Below are 17,204 nucleotides of genomic sequence, written 5' to 3'. Positions count from 1 at the left end.
TCGGATCTGCTTCCTCAAAGTGCTTGTGGGGAAGACAATTGCTTAATTTTTATCCCCAAAGCTGCGAAGAAAAGCGTTGTAATCGGACTTAACCAGTTGAAGATAGCAAAGAAGAAATAATCTGCAACACTTACCCCCAATACTCCGCTATGATATGCCCCACATGTATTCCATGGGATAAGCACGGAGGTGACAGTACCGGAGTCTTCCAGGGTTCTGCTTAAATTTTCAGGAGCCAGCCCGCGATCTTCGTATGCTTGGGCAAACATTTTACCGGGAACCACTATAGCAAGATACTGATCAGAAGCTGTAATATTTAACGCAAGACAACTTCCAACAGTACTTGCAAACAAGCCGAATGTTGTCTTGGCCAGCCCGAGCAAGGTTTTGGTAATCCTTGACAGCGCACCTATCCCATCCATTATGCCGCCAAATACCATGGCACATACAATCAGCCAGATGGTACCCAACATCCCCGCCATTCCTTTTGCCGAAAATAAATCATTCAGAGCAGGGTTATCTGTCTCTATTGCTGTATTAACTGTAATGGCATTCAGGATCCCTTTATAGCCCGATTCAAAATTCAATTCTTTCGCTCCTGTAATTCCTGCAACGATATCGGGCTGGAACCACAAAGCAAAAACACCCCCCAGTAAAGTGCCAATAAGAAGGGCTACAAGTGGTGGCGCTTTCTTAACAATCATTAGGATTACGGCCAAGGGCACCAGAAACAACCAGCCATTTATGGTAAAGGCTGCGTCAATTGAGTTTAGTATGCTTTGGGTGTCCGCAATGCCTGTAGTCTCCAGATTAAAGCCTATAATAACAAATATCAATAGGGTAATGGCAATTGAGGGGATAGTAGTATAGGTCATATATCTTATGTGACCAAATAAATCGCCACCGGCCATAGCAGGAGCAAGGTTTGTAGTATCACTTAAGGGAGACATCTTATCGCCAAAATATGCCCCGGAAAGCGCTGCACCTGCGGTCATACCCATGGGAATTCCCAGGGCATCGCCAATTCCAATGAGAGCAATTCCCACGGTTGCGGAGGTGGTCCAGCTACTTCCCGTCGCAATTGAAATTATTGCACAAATAATTAAACTTGCGGCCAGGAATATAGTGGGGTTCAGAATTTGCAGGCCGTAATAGATCATTGCAGGGATAATACCACTTATCATCCAGGTTCCGGCAAGAGCTCCAACCATTAAAAGTATTAAGAGCGCACCGGTAGTGGACTTTACATTTTCGGCTACCTCAGCCAGCATCTGTTTGTAAGTGGTTTTATTAAAAAAACCAACTATTGCAGCTACTGCACCACCCAATAATAAAATGAACTGATTGGACCCACCAATGGCATCATCTCCGAAAACATAAACATTATAAGCCAGCATTCCTACAAGCGCGACTACAGGGATTAATGCTTCCCAAATATTTAGTTCACGGTTTTCAACTATGTGTTCCTGTTGTCTGTATTTATTGGTTTTTTTGTCGGCCATAGTGATTGTTTGGTTGATTCGTAATATTACAACTTTGGCCGCTGTTCTGCAAACTACATCTTACCTATACAGCCGCCGTAGCAACTTTAGGATCCAGTATATGAAGACTTTGCATACATTCTTTCATTAAATTGTAAGTTCTCTGAATATCATTATCCAGCCCAATAGAAAAGCGTATAAGGCCATCAGAAAGACCCATGGATTTTTGCTCTTCCAGTGGGATTTCCGATGAAGTGGATGTACCTGGAGCGCTAAACAGTGTTTTGTAGAATCCAAGGCTAACCGCCAGATAACCCAGGTTTTTTTTCTGCATTAATTCCATGAGGTTATTTGCATTTTCAAGGCTGCCAACGTCTATGGTCATAATCCCTCCGTACCCATATTCAGAAACCATTTGCTTTTTTAAGGTATGGTGGCCCGGATGCGATTTAAGTCCCGGATAGACAACCCTAAGTCCATCTTTCTCAAAATTTTGAGCGAGAAATAATGCATTTTCACTATGTTTTTTCATTCTAATATGAAGCGTTCTCATATTTTTGAGGACAAAAGATGCCCTTAGGCTATCCAGAGTGCTCCCTAATAGCATACCGGCTCCATCATGCACGTCCTTTAAGCTCAGGCAAAATTCCTTCGACCCGCAAACCGCACCTGCAACACTGTCACTGGTACCATTTATAAATTTAGTAAGACTGTGGATTACTATGTCTGCCCCCAAATTCGCCGGAGCTATCGATAAGGGAGAGAAAGTATTGTCTACCACCAGAGGAATATTATATTTTTTGGCCAATTTGGATAGTTCCCTAATATCGGCTACTTCCAGCAGAGGATTGCTTATGGATTCGCAAAATATCATTTTTGTTTTTGGCGTAATTGCCTTTTCAACAAGCTCTGTTTTTGTGATGTCTATAAATGAAGTGTTGATATTGAATTTTCTCAGAAAATTTTTCATAAAGGCATATGTGCCTCCGTATATAGTCCTGCTGCTGACAATATGGTCTTCTGAATTGCATAATTGTAGGATAACAGCGGTAATTGCACCCATGCCACTTGCCGTAACATTAGCAGTTTCTGTTCCTTCCAGGGCTGCCAGGGCTTCTCCCAAATATAGATTGGAAGGGGAGGAGTGCCGGCTGTATAAATAGCAACCTTCTGTATTCCCTTCAAATGTATCGAACATTGTTTTGGCCGAAAGGAAGGTATATGTAGAAGAATCTGAGATAGATGGATTTACACCCCCAAATTCGCCAAAATTGTGTAATTCCTGAATTTTATTAGTCGCATTATGTTTCATAACAGCTTGTATTTTATAGTATAAAATTATTCAAATACTGTTTAAAAAACAATTAATATTAGATATAATAGAAAATAAAACTATATTGCATAGTAATAATAGAATATATAACTATATTTATCCTGATAAAGCAATTTTAGGTGTAAATAAATCATGATAAAAACAGACGCAAAAGACCAGGAATTATTGACTCTATTGCAGGAAGATAGCAAGCGGACTACCAAGGAATACGCAAACAGGATGGGGCTTTCAACTACTGCGGTATATGAGCGAATAAAACGCTTGGAAAAAACGGGTGTGATTAGGAAGTATGTTGCGCTGGTTGATAAAAACAAAGTAAACAAGGCATTTATGGTGCTCTGCCATGTTAAACTTATACAGCATATAAAGGAGTATGTTCTTCAGTTTGAACGGGAAGTCGTTCAATTGGAAGAGGTATCGGAATGCTATCATATCAGCGGAGACTATGATTATATCCTTAAAGTAAATGTAAGTAATATTGAAGCATACCGCGAATTCATGGTCACCAAGCTTACTGCAATAAAAAATATAGGAAGCACCCAGAGTTCATTTGTTATTAGTGAGGTAAAATACAGTACTGCAGTACACTTTTAACTAAAGCCGGATATTGGATTTTGTTAAGGGCTTATTCTCTTATGCCCTAATCAAAAACATTTGTACTTTTGTGATCTGAAATTCTGAATATCCCGTTATAAAACGAATATTTTACTTTAAAAAGGAAGACTATGAATCAATATGATGTGGCCGTTATAGGCTCCGGGCCTGGTGGGTATGTTGCCGCCATCAGATGCGCTCAATTGGGTATGAAAACTGCCATAATAGAGAAATATTCGACCTTGGGGGGAACCTGTCTTAACGTGGGCTGTATACCTTCCAAAGCGCTTTTAGACTCCAGCCATCATTATGAAGACGCGGTTAAGCACTTTGAAGATCACGGCATAGAAATACCCGGGGATATAAAGATAAACCTTGAAAAGATGATTTCGCGCAAGCAAGCCGTGGTAGATCAGACCACTAAAGGGATTCAGTTTTTAATGGACAAAAATAAAATTGATGTTTATGAAGGCCTGGGAAGTTTTAAGGATGCAACCCATATCACCATAACCCCATCAAAAGGGAAAGCACAGACAATAGAAGCCAAAAATATTATCGTTGCAACGGGTTCTAAGCCATCTTCACTGCCGTTTATAAAGCTGGATAAAGAACGTATTATAACTTCAACAGAGGCCTTGGAACTAAAGGAAATCCCTTCACATATGATCATTATCGGCGGTGGGGTGATTGGATTAGAGTTGGGTCAGGTCTATAAGCGATTAGGTTCTGAAGTTACGGTTGTGGAGTTTATGGATAGGATTATTCCCGGCATGGATGCCGCACTTTCCAAAGAACTTTTAAAAGTCCTGAAAAAACAAAAGATAAAATTTCTGCTTTCACATAAAGTTAAGTCTGTTGAGCGCAATAAGAATGAAGTAGTCGTAAAAGCAGACGACAAAAAAGGGGCGGAAGTTGTTTTGCAAGGCGATTATTGCCTGGTGTCGGTAGGTAGAAGGCCTTATACAGATGGTTTAAATGCCGAAACCGCAGGCCTTGTTTTAGATAAGATGGGCAGGGTAGAAGTAAATAACAATTTGCAAACCAATGTTCCAAATATTTATGCCATTGGCGATGTGGTTAAGGGAGCCATGCTAGCGCATAAAGCCGAGGAAGAAGGTACTATGGTTGCAGAAATTATTGCAGGTCAAAAGCCGCATATAGATTATAATTTAATTCCCGGTGTTGTTTATACATGGCCGGAAGTGGCATCAGTAGGGAAAACAGAAGAAGAACTAAAAGAAGCCGGTGTGGAATATAAATCGGGTCAGTTTCCTATGCGTGCTTTAGGAAGATCCAGGGCAAGTATGGATACGGATGGTTTTGTGAAAATCCTTGCAGATAAGAAAACGGATGAAGTTCTTGGTGTCCACATGATAGGGGCCCGCTGTGCCGATCTCATTGCGGAGGCAGTTACGGCAATGGAATTCAGAGCCTCAGCAGAAGATATAGCGCGTATGAGCCATGCACACCCTACCTATGCAGAGGCGGTAAAGGAAGCAGCTTTAGCCGCTACTGATGATAGGGCTTTGCATATCTGATTCTATTAAATCTTGCTGGTAAGCAAATATTTTAGAAGTAATAAAGTAGCGTAGAACTTTTAGCTACTTTTCTGGCTTTTTACAAATCCTATTGATCTGAGTATCCTGTAAATTGTAAATTTCATTGTCTTTTGTGCATATATCAACCATGGCTCCAGTTTATTCCTGAGATCGGAAAGTGCAGCGTTTATGGTTTGCTTGATATAATCTTCCTTCCTGGTATAAAACAAGGCTAAAAAAGAACATACGAACATAAAGGATATAGCAGCGGGTATTAAAATGGCGGGTGATAGCGACTGATAAAAGAACCGATACAGTCCAAGACCCGTAAAACTTCCATAGAGAATAACAAAATGGATAACATAAATAGACAAAGTGTTCTGTCCTATTTTTAGTACGGTCCTGCTTGTAATGAACTGCCGGAAAAGCATGAATAAGGCAAAAGCAATAAGCACATCCCCCAGTCGTATAAAAAGGTAATTATTTGAGGCAATCGCTTCAAATAATTGTATCCCTGTTATTGATGAGATAGCCAAAAATAGATTCGATGAATAAAAGATGAACAATATGCCAGTAAGAGCGGCGATGGAAATAGCTGCCGGATAAAGAAATTTGTAGTTTTTATATTGAGTAAACAGGTAAGCGAAAAAGCCTCCTATTGCCGTATAACCAAACCAGGGAATTATAGTAAATACAGAACCATTTGTTCTGGTAAAATAATTGGCGAAGGCATCGGGTAGTAGCTGAAAGGTCCAATTGGAATACCAGGGTTCAAAGGAGAAAAGCAAACAGCTTATGATAAGCAATGATAAGGGAAAAACATACTTTTTATATGCAGAGGTCAGCAAATACAAACCAATAATCCCCAGGATTGATATTCCTATGATATGCAGTACATCAACCAGAAAGAAGGTCGCATATAATTCACCCTTTAGTAATCCAAAAATATTTAAACGGAGCAGATACCCAATTAGTAATAATTGAATACCTCGTCTGATCCCCTTCTTTATTCTTGGATTGTTAAAGCCTTTCTCAGGGACGCGAATTAGCAGATACGTAAAAATGAAGCCGGAAACTGTGAAAAATACAGGAGCGGTTATACCTCTGAAGTACTTCCAAATAGTAAATACCGGGCTATCCGGATCCCTGAACGAGTTTTCGAGCAGTCCATCTACAAAATGCCCTTGAAGCATCATAAGGATTGCCCAAGCCCTCATGGCATCAATAAAAAATAGTCTTGCAGTTTTGTTTCCCATGCCTAATAACTACCCTATATACTTGTTTGGCAAGCTGTTTGGATGTTTAAAAATGCAAAATTAGCCAAATTACTGGTATTTAAGTCTCTTTTGAGGTATTTTCGTCAACTTAAAAAATCTCACTTATGGCTGCATTATTAGCTTTGGCCGGAAGTAATTCTGCCACATCAATAAACTTCAAATTAGTAAAATATACCGCAGGTTTAATAAGCGTGGAAAAGGTACAGCTTATAAACCTGGCTAATTTTCCATTTCCTATGTATAGTGAAGATAATGAGCGGGAAATGGGCTTTTCAAATTCACTGGTTGAATTACGCAACGACATTATGAAGGCAAAAGGGGTCATTATTTCTGTAAATGAACATAATAGTAACCCTTCCGCATATTTTAAAAATGTTCTGGATTGGTTGTCACGTCTGGAAAGAAAATTTTTGGAAGACACCGAAGTGCTTTTAATGTCTGCCTCACCGGGTAAACGCGGTGGTCAGGGTTCAATGGAAATCGTTGAAAAGTTATTGCCCAGGTTTGGAGCCAATATCAGTGCTACATTTTCATTGCCCTCTTTTTACGAAAATTTTGATTCAGATAAGGGTATACTTGATAAAGAGCTATCTGAAAGACATAAGCAGGCCTTGAATGAGTTTTTATCCAAAGTCAAAAAGCTATAATGGGGACCCTTTTATCCGGGGTAACTATATTCTTCAGCCGGAATTTGTTCTTTAACAGTTCTCTCGAAAAGATTGGTTGCGGCTGCAACTTTGATTAATTTCGTATTGTGCTAAATCAATTTAGGGAACATATTGCAATAAATTTTCCGGAACTCCTTGAAAACCACTTCCTGCTTGCATGCAGCGGGGGTATAGACAGTGTGGTATTATGTCATCTGTGTGCATTAAATAAAATGGACTTCACCATTGCTCACTGTAATTTTCAACTACGAGGCTCAGAAAGTGATATGGATGCCTTCTTTGTAGAAGATTTAGCTAGAAAACTTGGAAAAAAAATATACATAAAAGATTTTGATACAGCTAATTATATAAACGATAATAAAGTATCACTTCAAATGGCGGCAAGGGAACTGAGGTATGGCTGGTTTGAAGAATTAATGACGTCGCACAAAATAAAAATCCTGGTTACAGCCCATCAGGCAGATGATAATCTGGAAACTTTTATCATTAACCTGTCCAGGGGAACAGGCATTAAAGGGCTTACAGGTATTCCTGCCAAAACAGCAAAGATTAGCCGGCCATTGTTGCTATTTTCCAGGTCGCAAATCGAGCAATATGCCGAAATTAAAAATATTCGCTGGCGCGAAGACCAAACTAATGAGGAAACAAGGTATCTGAGGAATAAAATAAGATATGGCGTTATTCCCGGATTAAAGGAATTACATCCCGGATTTCTCAATAATTTTGAAACTACCCTGGCAAACCTTCAGGGAAGTGAAGCTCTTTTAAAAAATTATATCGCAGAATTAAAGGACAGACTTTTTGAACAACAGGGAGATGTAATTAAAATCTCCGTTGCTTCTCTTTTAAAATTCAATCCCATAAAGACCTATATGTATCAGCTGTTTAATGAATATGGTTTTAAAGAATGGAATGATGTAGTTGGACTTTTAAATGCCACCAGCGGAAAAGAAGTTCACTCAGGTACGCACAGACTAATTAAAGACCGGGAGTACATTTTATTGCAGGCCCTTTATCACTCAATAATTGAAAGATTTGTCATTGATGCCGTTTCAGGAACTATCAGGGAACCTGTTCAAATGAAAATTGAAGAAGTAAACGAAATGGGGGAGACCTCCAATAAGATACTATATGTTGATAAAGAAACGTTAAACCATAAGCTAAGCATTAGAAAATGGGAAAAAGGAGATTACTTTTACCCTTTTGGAATGAGAGGGAAAAAAAAAGTCTCAAAGTTTTATAAAGATGAAAAGATGGATCTGATTTCCAAGGAAAGGCAATGGCTGTTATGTTCAGGGGATAATATAATATGGGTCATAGGCCGCAGGGGAGATGATCGTTTTAAGGTAACCCCCCAAACAAAAAGCATTTTAAAATTTAGCATTACGGAATGAGATTAGTTTTAGCGTTTATTATACTATTGTCATATATCAGCCCTGGTTTGGGTCAGAACGAGGATAACCCCGTAATTTGGTCACATGAAGTAAACAAACTTGCAGAAGATGATTACGAATTAATCTTTAAAGCAAAAATAGCTGACGGGTGGCATATCTTTTCTCAGTTTACGGATGAGAATGGTTCTTTGCCCAGCGAATTTACTTTTCTAAAGAGCGGTGAAGACTATGAATTAATAGGCACAGCGACTGAAAGTGAGACGGTTACAGAGTACAGCGATATTTTTGAGGTAGATGAGACTTTTTTTATAAATAATGCGGTCTTTACACAAAGAATTAAGTTGCTGAATGCAGAGCTATCCCAAATAGATGTGGAGCTGTTCTACCAGGTGTGTAAGGAAGTTTGTATCCCAAAAGAGCACACTTTTAGAATATCCCTGACCGGAGAGCGAATTGTTATAGAAGAAAAAACTATTGATGAGAGGAGCCTTGCTCTGGGCTCAGCTTTAAAACTGGACCTGAAGAATAAAGAACTCCTTGAAAAGGCTGATGATACCAGGCCTAATAAAGGATCCGGCCTATGGATGATTTTTGGTCTTGGATTTCTGGGTGGATTAATTGCATTGCTAACACCCTGTGTTTTTCCAATGATTCCATTAACAGTTTCCTATTTTACAAAACATACAAAAAAGAAGACTTCAGGGGTTTTCCAGGCTTCTTTATATGGTTTTTACATTGTTTTAATTTACTTCTTGTTAAGCCTGCCCTTTCATTTATTTGATTCGGTAGATCCGCAAATTTTGAATACAATAGCAACCAATATATGGCTGAATATAGTTTTCTTCCTGGTGTTTGTATTTTTTGCATTTTCTTTTTTCGGTTATTATGAACTGACATTGCCCAGTTCCTGGTCTACTAAAATGGATAGCTTTTCTTCCAAAGTAGGAGGAGGGCTTGGAATATTCTTTATGGCATTAACCCTGGCTATTGTATCCTTTTCCTGTACCGGGCCCATTTTAGGAGGCCTTTTGGGAAGTACTACCCTGGCCGAAGGCGATGTAGCAAATAACCTTTCTGCAGGAATGTTGGGATTTGGGGTGGCCCTTGCTTTGCCTTTTGCCTTATTTGCATTATTTCCTGCCTGGTTAACTTCTTTGCCTAAATCCGGAGGATGGATGGATACTGTAAAAGTATTTCTTGGATTTCTTGAATTGGCCCTGGCATTTAAATTCTTATCGAATGCAGACCTTGTAGGCAATTGGGGAATCTTTAAAAGAGAAATCTTCCTTGGAATCTGGATATTGCTTTTTGTCCTTCTTGCTTTGTATTTATTTGGTGTAATTCGGTTTCCCCATGAAGGACCAGGACAAAAATTATCGAAAACCAGAAAAGGAGCCGGCATTTTAACTGCTGCTTTTACATTGTATTTAATATTAGGTGCCTTTAATGTCACCAATCTTAAATTATTAAGTGGGTTTCCTCCTCCCGATTTTTATTCTGTCATGGAAAAAGAAAGTGATTGTCCGCTTGGCCTAAACTGCTTTAAAGATTTTGAAGAAGGGTTGGCCTATGCTAAAAAAGAAAATAAGCCAATTTTACTCGATTTTACCGGATGGGCCTGTGTCAACTGCAGAAAAATGGAAGAAAACGTCTGGAGCGAACCGGATATTTACCAGATGCTAAATGAAGATTACGTACTGATCTCCCTGTATATTGACGACCGGAAGTCTTTGCCGGAAAATGAAAAATTCAATTATAAATTTGATTCCGGTAGGGTAAAAGATATTGAATCTGTTGGCGAAAAATGGGGTACTTTCCAAACCCTTAATTTTGGTGCAGCGTCGCAACCTTATTACGTATTACTCTCCCCGAATCTTGAGGTATTAAATTCTTCAATTCAAAATGCCGACAGTGAAACTTATGAAAGCTGGCTGAAAGAAGGTCTTAAGAACTTTGATAGGGTCAAAAAAGGGGTATTGTCCGGCACATTGCCTTAAAACAGCTTTGTTATCATCCGTTTGAATATTAAACTTACTTTATTATTCGGGATTTTTATATTAGAAATTAATAACTAGTATTAAATTAAGAGAGCTGCTATTTTTTTATCTTTAAGCTCAAACATTTACTCTTGAAAAAAATTAAAAAAGTCCTCCTTATTGCCCTGGCATTACTTGGAATTATAGTTCTTGGGACATTTATCTTCATACAAAGCTTAAAACCCGACTACGAAGGTGAAAAACAATTGCAGAATCTTACGGATGAAGTATCTGTATACTATGATTTTTACGGTATTCCTCACATCTATGGGCAAAATGAAGAAGATGCAATCAGAGCACTGGGCTATGTGCATGCCCAGGACAGACTCTGGCAAATGGAATTATTAAGAAGGGTAGCCAGAGGAGGCTTATCTGAAGTTTTTGGTTCTGAATTGCTTTCAACGGATAAATTTTTCCTTTCACTGGGCATTGATGAGGCTTCTGCAAAAACAATCAATCAACAGTCAAAAACAAACAAGTCCATACGGCTTGCCAAGGCATATTTAGATGGTGTTAATCAGTTTGTAGAAAACGGACCCACTCCTGTTGAATTCTATCTTACAGGCATCACCAAGGAACCATTTACCCTCAAGGATGTTTATAATTCTATTGGTTATATGGCATTTAGCTTTGCGATGGCCCATAAAACAGATCCGTTGCTCACTACGATCAATAATAAATTGGGGCCCGAATATTTGAAAGACCTGGAAATTGGGGTAGACAAAAATACGGAATGGATAAAAAATTATAAGTCTGCGGCTGAAGATTCAAAAGAAGCTCAAATGGTGGCTTCCATTTCAAAGGCCCTGGCTAATTTGCCTATACCACAATTGGAAGGTAGTAATAGTTGGGTAATGGCCCCTGCAAAAACCAAATCGGGTAAAGTAATCCTGGCCAATGATCCCCATATAGGTTTTGCACAGCCCTCCGTATGGTATGAAGCCCATGTCAATGTTCCGGGCTACGAGAAATATGGTTATCATATGGCTGGCATTCCTTTCCCAATATTGGGGCATGATAGAAATCTGGCCTATGGTATTACAATGTTTCAAAATGATGATGTAGATTTTTATTATGAGGAAACAAACCCGGCAGACAGTACCAAATACAAAACCAAAGAGGGATGGGAAAATTATGAAATCGTTTCAAGGCTCATAAAAATCAAAGATAGTACCGATGTTGCCTTTAGTTATAGAAAAACACATCACGGACCTGTATTGGACAGCATATCCAAAAATATTAAAGGTGATAGGCCAATTAGTATGTCCTGGATCTACACGAAACTCGAAAATAAAGTACTTGATGCCTTATACGGTATTAGCCATGCGAGTGATATTACGGAATTTCAAGAGTCGTTGCAAGACATACATGCCCCGGGCCTGAATATTATGTATGGGGATAAAGAAGGCAATATAGCCTGGTGGGCAACAGCAAAGTTGTACCAAATGCCGGATAGTGCACAGACAAAATTAATTATGGATGGCAGTAACGGAGCCTATGAACCTTTGCGGTTTCTGGAATTTTCTGAGAACCCGAGTGCTGTAAATCCACCCTGGAACTATGTATACTCAGCCAATAACCAACCCGATTCCATTGCAGGGATGCAATACCCGGGTTACTATTTACCCGAAAACAGGGCTAAACGAATTGTAGAGTTATTAGACGGGATTGATGATTGGGATAAAAATGCCATGATGATCATGATCACAGATGCTACCTCATTGGTTAATGTTGAAATTTCAAGGAATCTTACCAAACTTGTAAATGTCAAAAAGTTGAGTGAGGATGATATAAATCTGCTGGATAAGCTGAGTGCCTGGGATGGAGATGCTCATTTAAAAAGCGTGGAAGCAACGGTATTTCACAGATGGATATACTTCTTTTTGAAGAATACTTTTGAAGACGAACTAGGACCCGAACTTTTTCAGCAATTTCTAACGACACATTTTCACAAACGGCTGATAGCTCCGATGGCCCAAAAAAAAGAATCTGTTTGGTGGGACAATGCCCTTACTGAAGAGACTATAGAAAATAAGAAAGATATTGTTCTGAGTTCCTTTGTAATGGCCCTGGAATCCTTAAAAGAGGAGCTTGGCGAAAGTAGCTCAAAATGGACCTGGGACAAAGTGCATACCCTGGAGCATGGTCACCCTATTGGACAGGTTGACATGTTCCGGTCTTTTTTTAACGTAGGCCCCTTTCCTGTTGAAGGAACCAGGGAGGTTATTAATAACATGTTCTTTACTTATACTGCAGACGGACAAAATAAAGTCAGTTCAGGGCCGTCTACAAGGCGTATTGTCGACTTTTCGGACGTAGAGAATAGTGTGAGTATATTGCCCACCGGCCAGTCCGGGAACCCCTTTAGCCCTTATTACAAAGATCAGGCAGAACTATTTGTCCAGGGGAAATTCAGAAAGATGATGATGAATAAGGAAGAAATCAGGTCTAAGTCAACCTCCTTACTAAAGTTTTTGCCTGTAGGAAACTAAGTTCTATTACAATCTGAAGCCTTATGTATTTGTCTGCACTCTTTTTGCGGTGAAAAGCAGTATCTATGTTCTTAGAAAAACATTGATTCTTAGCATAGATACAAACGCATGCTTTCAAAAGTATATGGTAGTGCCGTTTTTGGAGTAGAAGCAACTACCATAGCTGTAGAAGTAAATGTTGACAGGGGAATTGGCTATCATTTGGTGGGTCTGCCGGATAACGCCATTCGGGAAAGTAATTTCAGGATTGCAGCTGCTTTGAGCAACAATGGGTATAAAATTCCCGGAAAGAAAATCACCATCAATATGGCCCCTGCAGATTTAAGAAAAGAAGGCTCGGCGTATGATCTTACCCTGGCCCTTGGCATTCTATCGGCTTCGGACCAGATTAGGGCAGAGGAGTTGGAAAGCTACATAATCATGGGGGAACTGTCGCTCGATGGCGGTCTACAACCCATTAAAGGTGCACTTCCTATTGCCCTTAAAGCCAGGGAAGAAGGTTTTAAAGGATTCATCCTACCAAAAGTAAATTCCCGTGAAGCCGCAATTGTGGAGGGATTGGAAGTATTCGGTGTTGAAAAAATAGCCGATGTTGTTGCTTTTTTTGATAAAGGGGAACCTCTTGAACGAACCAATGTAGATATCCGGGCAGAGTTTTATAAAAACCTGGATTTCCCGGAACACGACTTCTCTGATGTTAAAGGACAAGAGAGTATAAAGCGTTGTATGGAAATTGCAGCGGCAGGCGGACATAATATTATTTTAATTGGGCCACCTGGTGCCGGAAAGACCATGCTGGCCAAGCGACTACCTTCAATTTTACCTCCTATGACCCTGCAGGAAGCACTGGAAACAACTAAAATCCATAGCGTGGTAGGTAAGGTTAAAAACATGGGCTTGATATGCCAACGCCCTTTCAGGAGTCCGCATCACACTATTTCAGATGTTATATAATATGTTAGGGAGGTTATATTAAATTGTATATTTGATTACTATTAAAAAATAACGATTCTTGTATGTTAGGAATACTCTGCAGAATTTCTCAGGAAAAAGAAGATGGTAAAGACCGTTCAATAAAAGAGCAAAAGAAGCTAGGTAAGCAATTAGCTAAGGAATTAGGTTTGCACTTTGAATACTATATTGAGGAGGGCATAAGTGGGACACTTGCTATTGACAAAAGACCCGCTTTGGATAAATTACTTTCCGACATAGAAGATGGTAAGATTACTTCCATGTTTATCTGGATGCAGGATAGACTGGAAAGGAACCCACAAACTCGTTTTATTGTTAAACAAACATTAATTGACAATAATTGCAAGCTTTTTACTGAAGATGGAGAAGTTGATTTTGAGAACGATGCTCTTGATATGCACGGCGACATGATGTCAATCTTTAATGCATACTTTGTAAGAACTACAAAAAAAAGGGTTAAAGCTGTTTTAAAGAGAAATGCGGAAGAGGGTAAGGCACATGGTATAAGTGCTTTTGGATATACTAAGGATGAAAATGGAGCCATCATTATAGATGAAGATGAAGTCGAAATTGTAAGAAGGATTTACAAAATGTCTTTATCTGGCATTGGTACTAATAAGATTGCAGAAATATTCAACCAAGAAGGCATACAAACCAGGTACAATAAGATAGGTAAAGGCACTATAGCAACTAAAAATAAATACACCGGTAAAATTACCACTACTAACAAAAAGGCCATTAAATGGTCTGGAAACACCGTTAGATCTATTATAAAAAACACATTATATAAGGGGGAAAGAAATTTTGGAGGTAAAGTTTACGAGGTGCCGGCAATTTTTAATCCGACTGAATGGCAAAGAGTTAATGACAATCTTACTAACAACAGAAATAATAGTGGAAAATCAGTTTCACATAAGTATCTCCTCAAGGGATTAATTAGATGTGGCGTGTGTGGAAGGAATTATTACGGCAAGTCTAGAGTTAGTCTTAAAGACAATTTTTACATGTGCAGCAGTAAAAGATACAAGCATGAAAATTGTGGTAATAGAAGTATAAATATTACAGTTTTGGAAGGGTTTATTTGGAAGAGATTCTTCGAAGATAATGCGTTATTTAAGGTGGTTAAAAATTACCTTAAAAAAGGCGAAGACAGTGAGGTTTTAGACAAAATTAAACAAGAAATATTAAATATTGAGAAGTCTATTAAAGATTTGGAAAAAGAAAGAAAAAGAGCGATAAGCTTAACCATTAAAGGTGTTCTTGATGAAAGTGATGTAGAATCGGAAATAAAAAGGATTAGTAGAGAGAAACGGGAACTAGAGATTAAAAAGGATAACTTAAATGATCAATTAAAAAGTTACAACAAAGAGGAGTTGGAAGAAAAACTAACTGATTTGGAAAAAATCAAGGAGAATACTTCATTCAATGATAAAAAGGAGATTATAAAAAAGTTCATCAATGAAATTGTCGTTGCCTATAAGGACGGATATTACACTGTAGCTATTTGGTTCAATCTACCAACCTACTATAGAGAATATTATGTAATTGACCGAGGGTATAATTTTGCTGCATCACGACAAATTGATCTTATTGTTCCTTTAAATGAAAAGTTTAAAGAAAAATTGAAGATGGATAAGGACGGTTTTTTAGTGGATAAAATTGATGACCTTTTCATTAAACTTGTTCCAATCAAGTTTAGCAGACCTCCGATTGAATATTATTGGAAAATAGAGCAGGAGGATTAGTGAGGAGATGAAACGGGTGATGAAAAATACAGAGTAAAATTTCTCTTATTGCCTTGTTTTTTCAACTAAGTTCTTTGTAGAATACGGATATTAATTTTCTTTCTGCTCCCATGATTTCAGAAAGTCATATAATATTTCAGGCATAAATTGTTGTATTAAACCTAAATGAACCTTTACTCTCGTTCCTACGAGCATTCCTAATTCTCCATTTTTATCCCTATGATGCTCTATAATAATTCCAGAAAGTAATTGTCTTGTTTGTATATTGGGATTTAAACCATATTTAGTACTAGTACCTTTTATTTTAATAATTGCACCACCGCTAAATCCTCTGGGAATTGGTGAGATTTTCCATTTATTATTAACAAGGATTTGATTTTCATAGGCTAATAGAATATGAGAAAGTGAATTGTAGATTCTTTTCTTATAATCTTCTAGGTTATACTCAATTGAGGTAAATCCCTCCCTTTTGGAATTTACAGAAACGCCTTTTGTGTTTGATTTTTTTACTCTAAAACCAGACATAATAAATATGGGTTTTGATTGGTCATATCCTTCAAAATCCATATCCTCTAATGTAATTGCTAATATTTTTAAGTTCTCTTCTAGTTCCGATTGAATATGATAAACTGATGCATCAAATAATTCTGATTTTATTGAGTTATTTTCAGTTGACACAACTTTTTTTGAAGAATATCTTTCTCCTTCGTAGGGTTTGATCAAAGTTCCATCTCCTGCTCCTAATAAAATTGCATAACCTTCATACTCCTCAAATACGTGAGTTGCAGAAAAAACAAAAAATTCTTCTTGTATTTTTACTAATACGCCAGAACCGATCTGTTCAGGCTTTCTTTTCTTTATTTTGTGTTCTTTAACTTTTGGAATAACATAAATTGGAATAACCGATTTTTCAATTTTCTGTTCAATTTTCAGGGCCTCTTCAACTTGATTTTTAAAAATTTCAAGTGCAAGTTTATTTATTGGAGATTCTAAATTTATCTTAGGTTTCATATTATTGTGCCCGACTTGTTTATATGAATGTGTTATACTTCTTCATATCCCAGTATCATAACAAAACAGATTAAATCTATTTTTATTTTAGCTTAATCAAACAAGATACAACCTCACTCCTTTTATAAAAAACTCTATTTCCAATCCCGTAGGATGGCAAGATTCCCTTTTTAGACCAATGCCAAAGGGTTGACAAGGATATTTTAAGGTATTCCGCCGTTTCTTCCCTTGTTAATAGTTCAACAGGATCTTTGGGCTGCAAATTCTCCTTGATATTTCTCAGTTCTTCTTCAATGGCTAAAAGTTTCTCTAAAATTAACTCTGTGGCTTTAGGCAAATCTTCAAATTTTAAATTGCTCATAATTATCTTTTCTGAAAATTAAAATTTTTTTTATTTTTTTTTGAAGAGTTTGTCATGCACTTACTAAATACAACTTCACCCCCTAGGTGTTTACAATTTTGGTTGCCTAGGTAACTCCTCTAGGGATCTGATTCTTCAAATATTACTACAATATAATTAGCTGAAATAATCAGCTTAATTTCAGAATTGGAAATCTTAATGCCTTCACTGAGACTGCATTCGCTCCGCTCATGAAATAAAACTGCTCTACCCTTTTTAAATTCTGGAGGCAAGATGGTCTTGTCCTAGAATTAAAATCATAA

The 17,204-nt window shown here is 38.0% G+C and carries 12 protein-coding genes and 1 pseudogene; 8 read left to right on the top strand and 5 right to left on the bottom strand.

Going from position 1 to position 17,204, the window contains the following annotated elements; translation table 11 throughout:
• Positions 1–14: 14 nt before the first annotated feature.
• Together nhaC and G504_RS0109475 are read right to left on the bottom strand one after the other, a co-directional pair.
• A complete protein-coding gene (gene nhaC, locus G504_RS0109480) occupies positions 15–1,502 on the bottom strand; it encodes a Na+/H+ antiporter NhaC (RefSeq protein ID WP_019669935.1) in 1,488 nt (495 codons plus the stop codon).
• Positions 1,503–1,566: 64 nt separating this feature from the next.
• Entirely contained in the window at positions 1,567–2,793 is a 1,227-nt protein-coding gene (locus G504_RS0109475) for an aminotransferase class I/II-fold pyridoxal phosphate-dependent enzyme (RefSeq protein WP_019669934.1), read from the bottom strand.
• A gap of 153 nt (positions 2,794–2,946) precedes the next feature.
• Between G504_RS0109475 and G504_RS0109470 the strand changes: the two genes are divergently transcribed.
• Together G504_RS0109470 and lpdA are read left to right on the top strand one after the other, a co-directional pair.
• Entirely contained in the window at positions 2,947–3,408 is a 462-nt protein-coding gene (locus tag G504_RS0109470) for an Lrp/AsnC family transcriptional regulator (RefSeq protein WP_019669933.1), read from the top strand.
• 131 nt (positions 3,409–3,539) lie between these two features.
• Positions 3,540–4,946 carry a dihydrolipoyl dehydrogenase gene (gene lpdA / locus G504_RS0109465; protein ID WP_019669932.1) on the top strand — a complete coding sequence of 469 codons (1,407 nt, stop codon included), beginning with the start codon at positions 3,540–3,542 and terminating at the stop codon, positions 4,944–4,946.
• Positions 4,947–5,005: 59 nt separating this feature from the next.
• Here lpdA and G504_RS0109460 read toward each other — a convergent pair whose 3' ends face one another.
• Entirely contained in the window at positions 5,006–6,202 is a 1,197-nt protein-coding gene (locus tag G504_RS0109460) for an acyltransferase family protein (protein ID WP_019669931.1), read from the bottom strand.
• A 125-nt stretch (positions 6,203–6,327) separates the two neighbouring features.
• On the opposite strand from G504_RS0109460, the gene G504_RS0109455 reads away from it, so the two are divergent.
• The 6 genes and pseudogenes from G504_RS0109455 to G504_RS18525 all read left to right on the top strand — a co-directional run bounded on the left by G504_RS0109455 (position 6,328) and on the right by G504_RS18525 (position 15,530).
• Positions 6,328–6,870 (top strand): NADPH-dependent FMN reductase, encoded by a 543-nt coding sequence (locus G504_RS0109455; protein ID WP_019669930.1) that lies wholly within the window; start codon positions 6,328–6,330, stop codon positions 6,868–6,870.
• Positions 6,871–6,977: 107 nt separating this feature from the next.
• Complete coding sequence (gene tilS / locus G504_RS0109450) at positions 6,978–8,285, top strand: tRNA lysidine(34) synthetase TilS (protein ID WP_019669929.1); 1,308 nt, start codon at positions 6,978–6,980, stop codon at positions 8,283–8,285.
• The gene (locus tag G504_RS0109445; protein WP_019669928.1) at positions 8,282–10,282 is read left to right on the top strand and encodes a protein-disulfide reductase DsbD family protein; all 2,001 of its coding nucleotides are present in this window, start codon (positions 8,282–8,284) and stop codon (positions 10,280–10,282) included. The genes tilS and G504_RS0109445 overlap by 4 nt, the downstream gene beginning before the upstream one ends.
• Before the next feature lie 131 nt (positions 10,283–10,413).
• The gene (locus G504_RS0109440) at positions 10,414–12,813 is read left to right on the top strand and encodes a penicillin acylase family protein (protein ID WP_019669927.1); all 2,400 of its coding nucleotides are present in this window, start codon (positions 10,414–10,416) and stop codon (positions 12,811–12,813) included.
• A gap of 108 nt (positions 12,814–12,921) precedes the next feature.
• Positions 12,922–13,761 (top strand): annotated as a pseudogene (locus G504_RS18530) (YifB family Mg chelatase-like AAA ATPase); the annotation flags it as partial.
• A gap of 68 nt (positions 13,762–13,829) precedes the next feature.
• Positions 13,830–15,530 carry a recombinase family protein gene (locus tag G504_RS18525; protein WP_019669925.1) on the top strand — a complete coding sequence of 567 codons (1,701 nt, stop codon included), beginning with the start codon at positions 13,830–13,832 and terminating at the stop codon, positions 15,528–15,530.
• 90 nt (positions 15,531–15,620) lie between these two features.
• On the opposite strand, the gene G504_RS0109425 is transcribed toward G504_RS18525, so the two are convergent.
• Complete coding sequence (locus G504_RS0109425) at positions 15,621–16,541, bottom strand: hypothetical protein (RefSeq protein ID WP_019669924.1); 921 nt, start codon at positions 16,539–16,541, stop codon at positions 15,621–15,623.
• An 82-nt stretch (positions 16,542–16,623) separates the two neighbouring features.
• Positions 16,624–16,902, bottom strand: coding sequence for a helix-turn-helix domain-containing protein (locus G504_RS0109420; RefSeq protein ID WP_019669923.1), 279 nt, complete (start codon positions 16,900–16,902; stop codon positions 16,624–16,626).
• Positions 16,903–17,204: the final 302 nt, after the last annotated feature.

It is taken from the genome of Eudoraea adriatica DSM 19308, from assembly GCF_000382125.1.
Lineage (GTDB): Bacteria > Bacteroidota > Bacteroidia > Flavobacteriales > Flavobacteriaceae > Eudoraea > Eudoraea adriatica.
Note: the sequence above shows the minus strand (reverse complement) of the source record. Positions and strands in the feature narration are given on the sequence as shown.

Bases quoted from the DNA above. Each gene is read 5' to 3' on its own strand.
- G504_RS0109470 (WP_019669933.1), top strand. From the start codon at position 2,947: ATGATAAAAACAGACGCAAAAGACCAGGAATTATTGACTCTATTGCAG.
- G504_RS18525 (WP_019669925.1), top strand. From the start codon at position 13,830: ATGTTAGGAATACTCTGCAGAATTTCTCAGGAAAAAGAAGATGGTAAA.
- lpdA (WP_019669932.1), top strand. From the start codon at position 3,540: ATGAATCAATATGATGTGGCCGTTATAGGCTCCGGGCCTGGTGGGTAT.
- G504_RS0109445 (WP_019669928.1), top strand. From the start codon at position 8,282: ATGAGATTAGTTTTAGCGTTTATTATACTATTGTCATATATCAGCCCT.
- G504_RS0109460 (WP_019669931.1), bottom strand. From the start codon at position 6,202: ATGGGAAACAAAACTGCAAGACTATTTTTTATTGATGCCATGAGGGCT.
- G504_RS0109425 (WP_019669924.1), bottom strand. From the start codon at position 16,541: ATGAAACCTAAGATAAATTTAGAATCTCCAATAAATAAACTTGCACTT.
- nhaC (WP_019669935.1), bottom strand. From the start codon at position 1,502: ATGGCCGACAAAAAAACCAATAAATACAGACAACAGGAACACATAGTT.
- G504_RS0109455 (WP_019669930.1), top strand. From the start codon at position 6,328: ATGGCTGCATTATTAGCTTTGGCCGGAAGTAATTCTGCCACATCAATA.
- G504_RS0109420 (WP_019669923.1), bottom strand. From the start codon at position 16,902: ATGAGCAATTTAAAATTTGAAGATTTGCCTAAAGCCACAGAGTTAATT.
- G504_RS0109475 (WP_019669934.1), bottom strand. From the start codon at position 2,793: ATGAAACATAATGCGACTAATAAAATTCAGGAATTACACAATTTTGGC.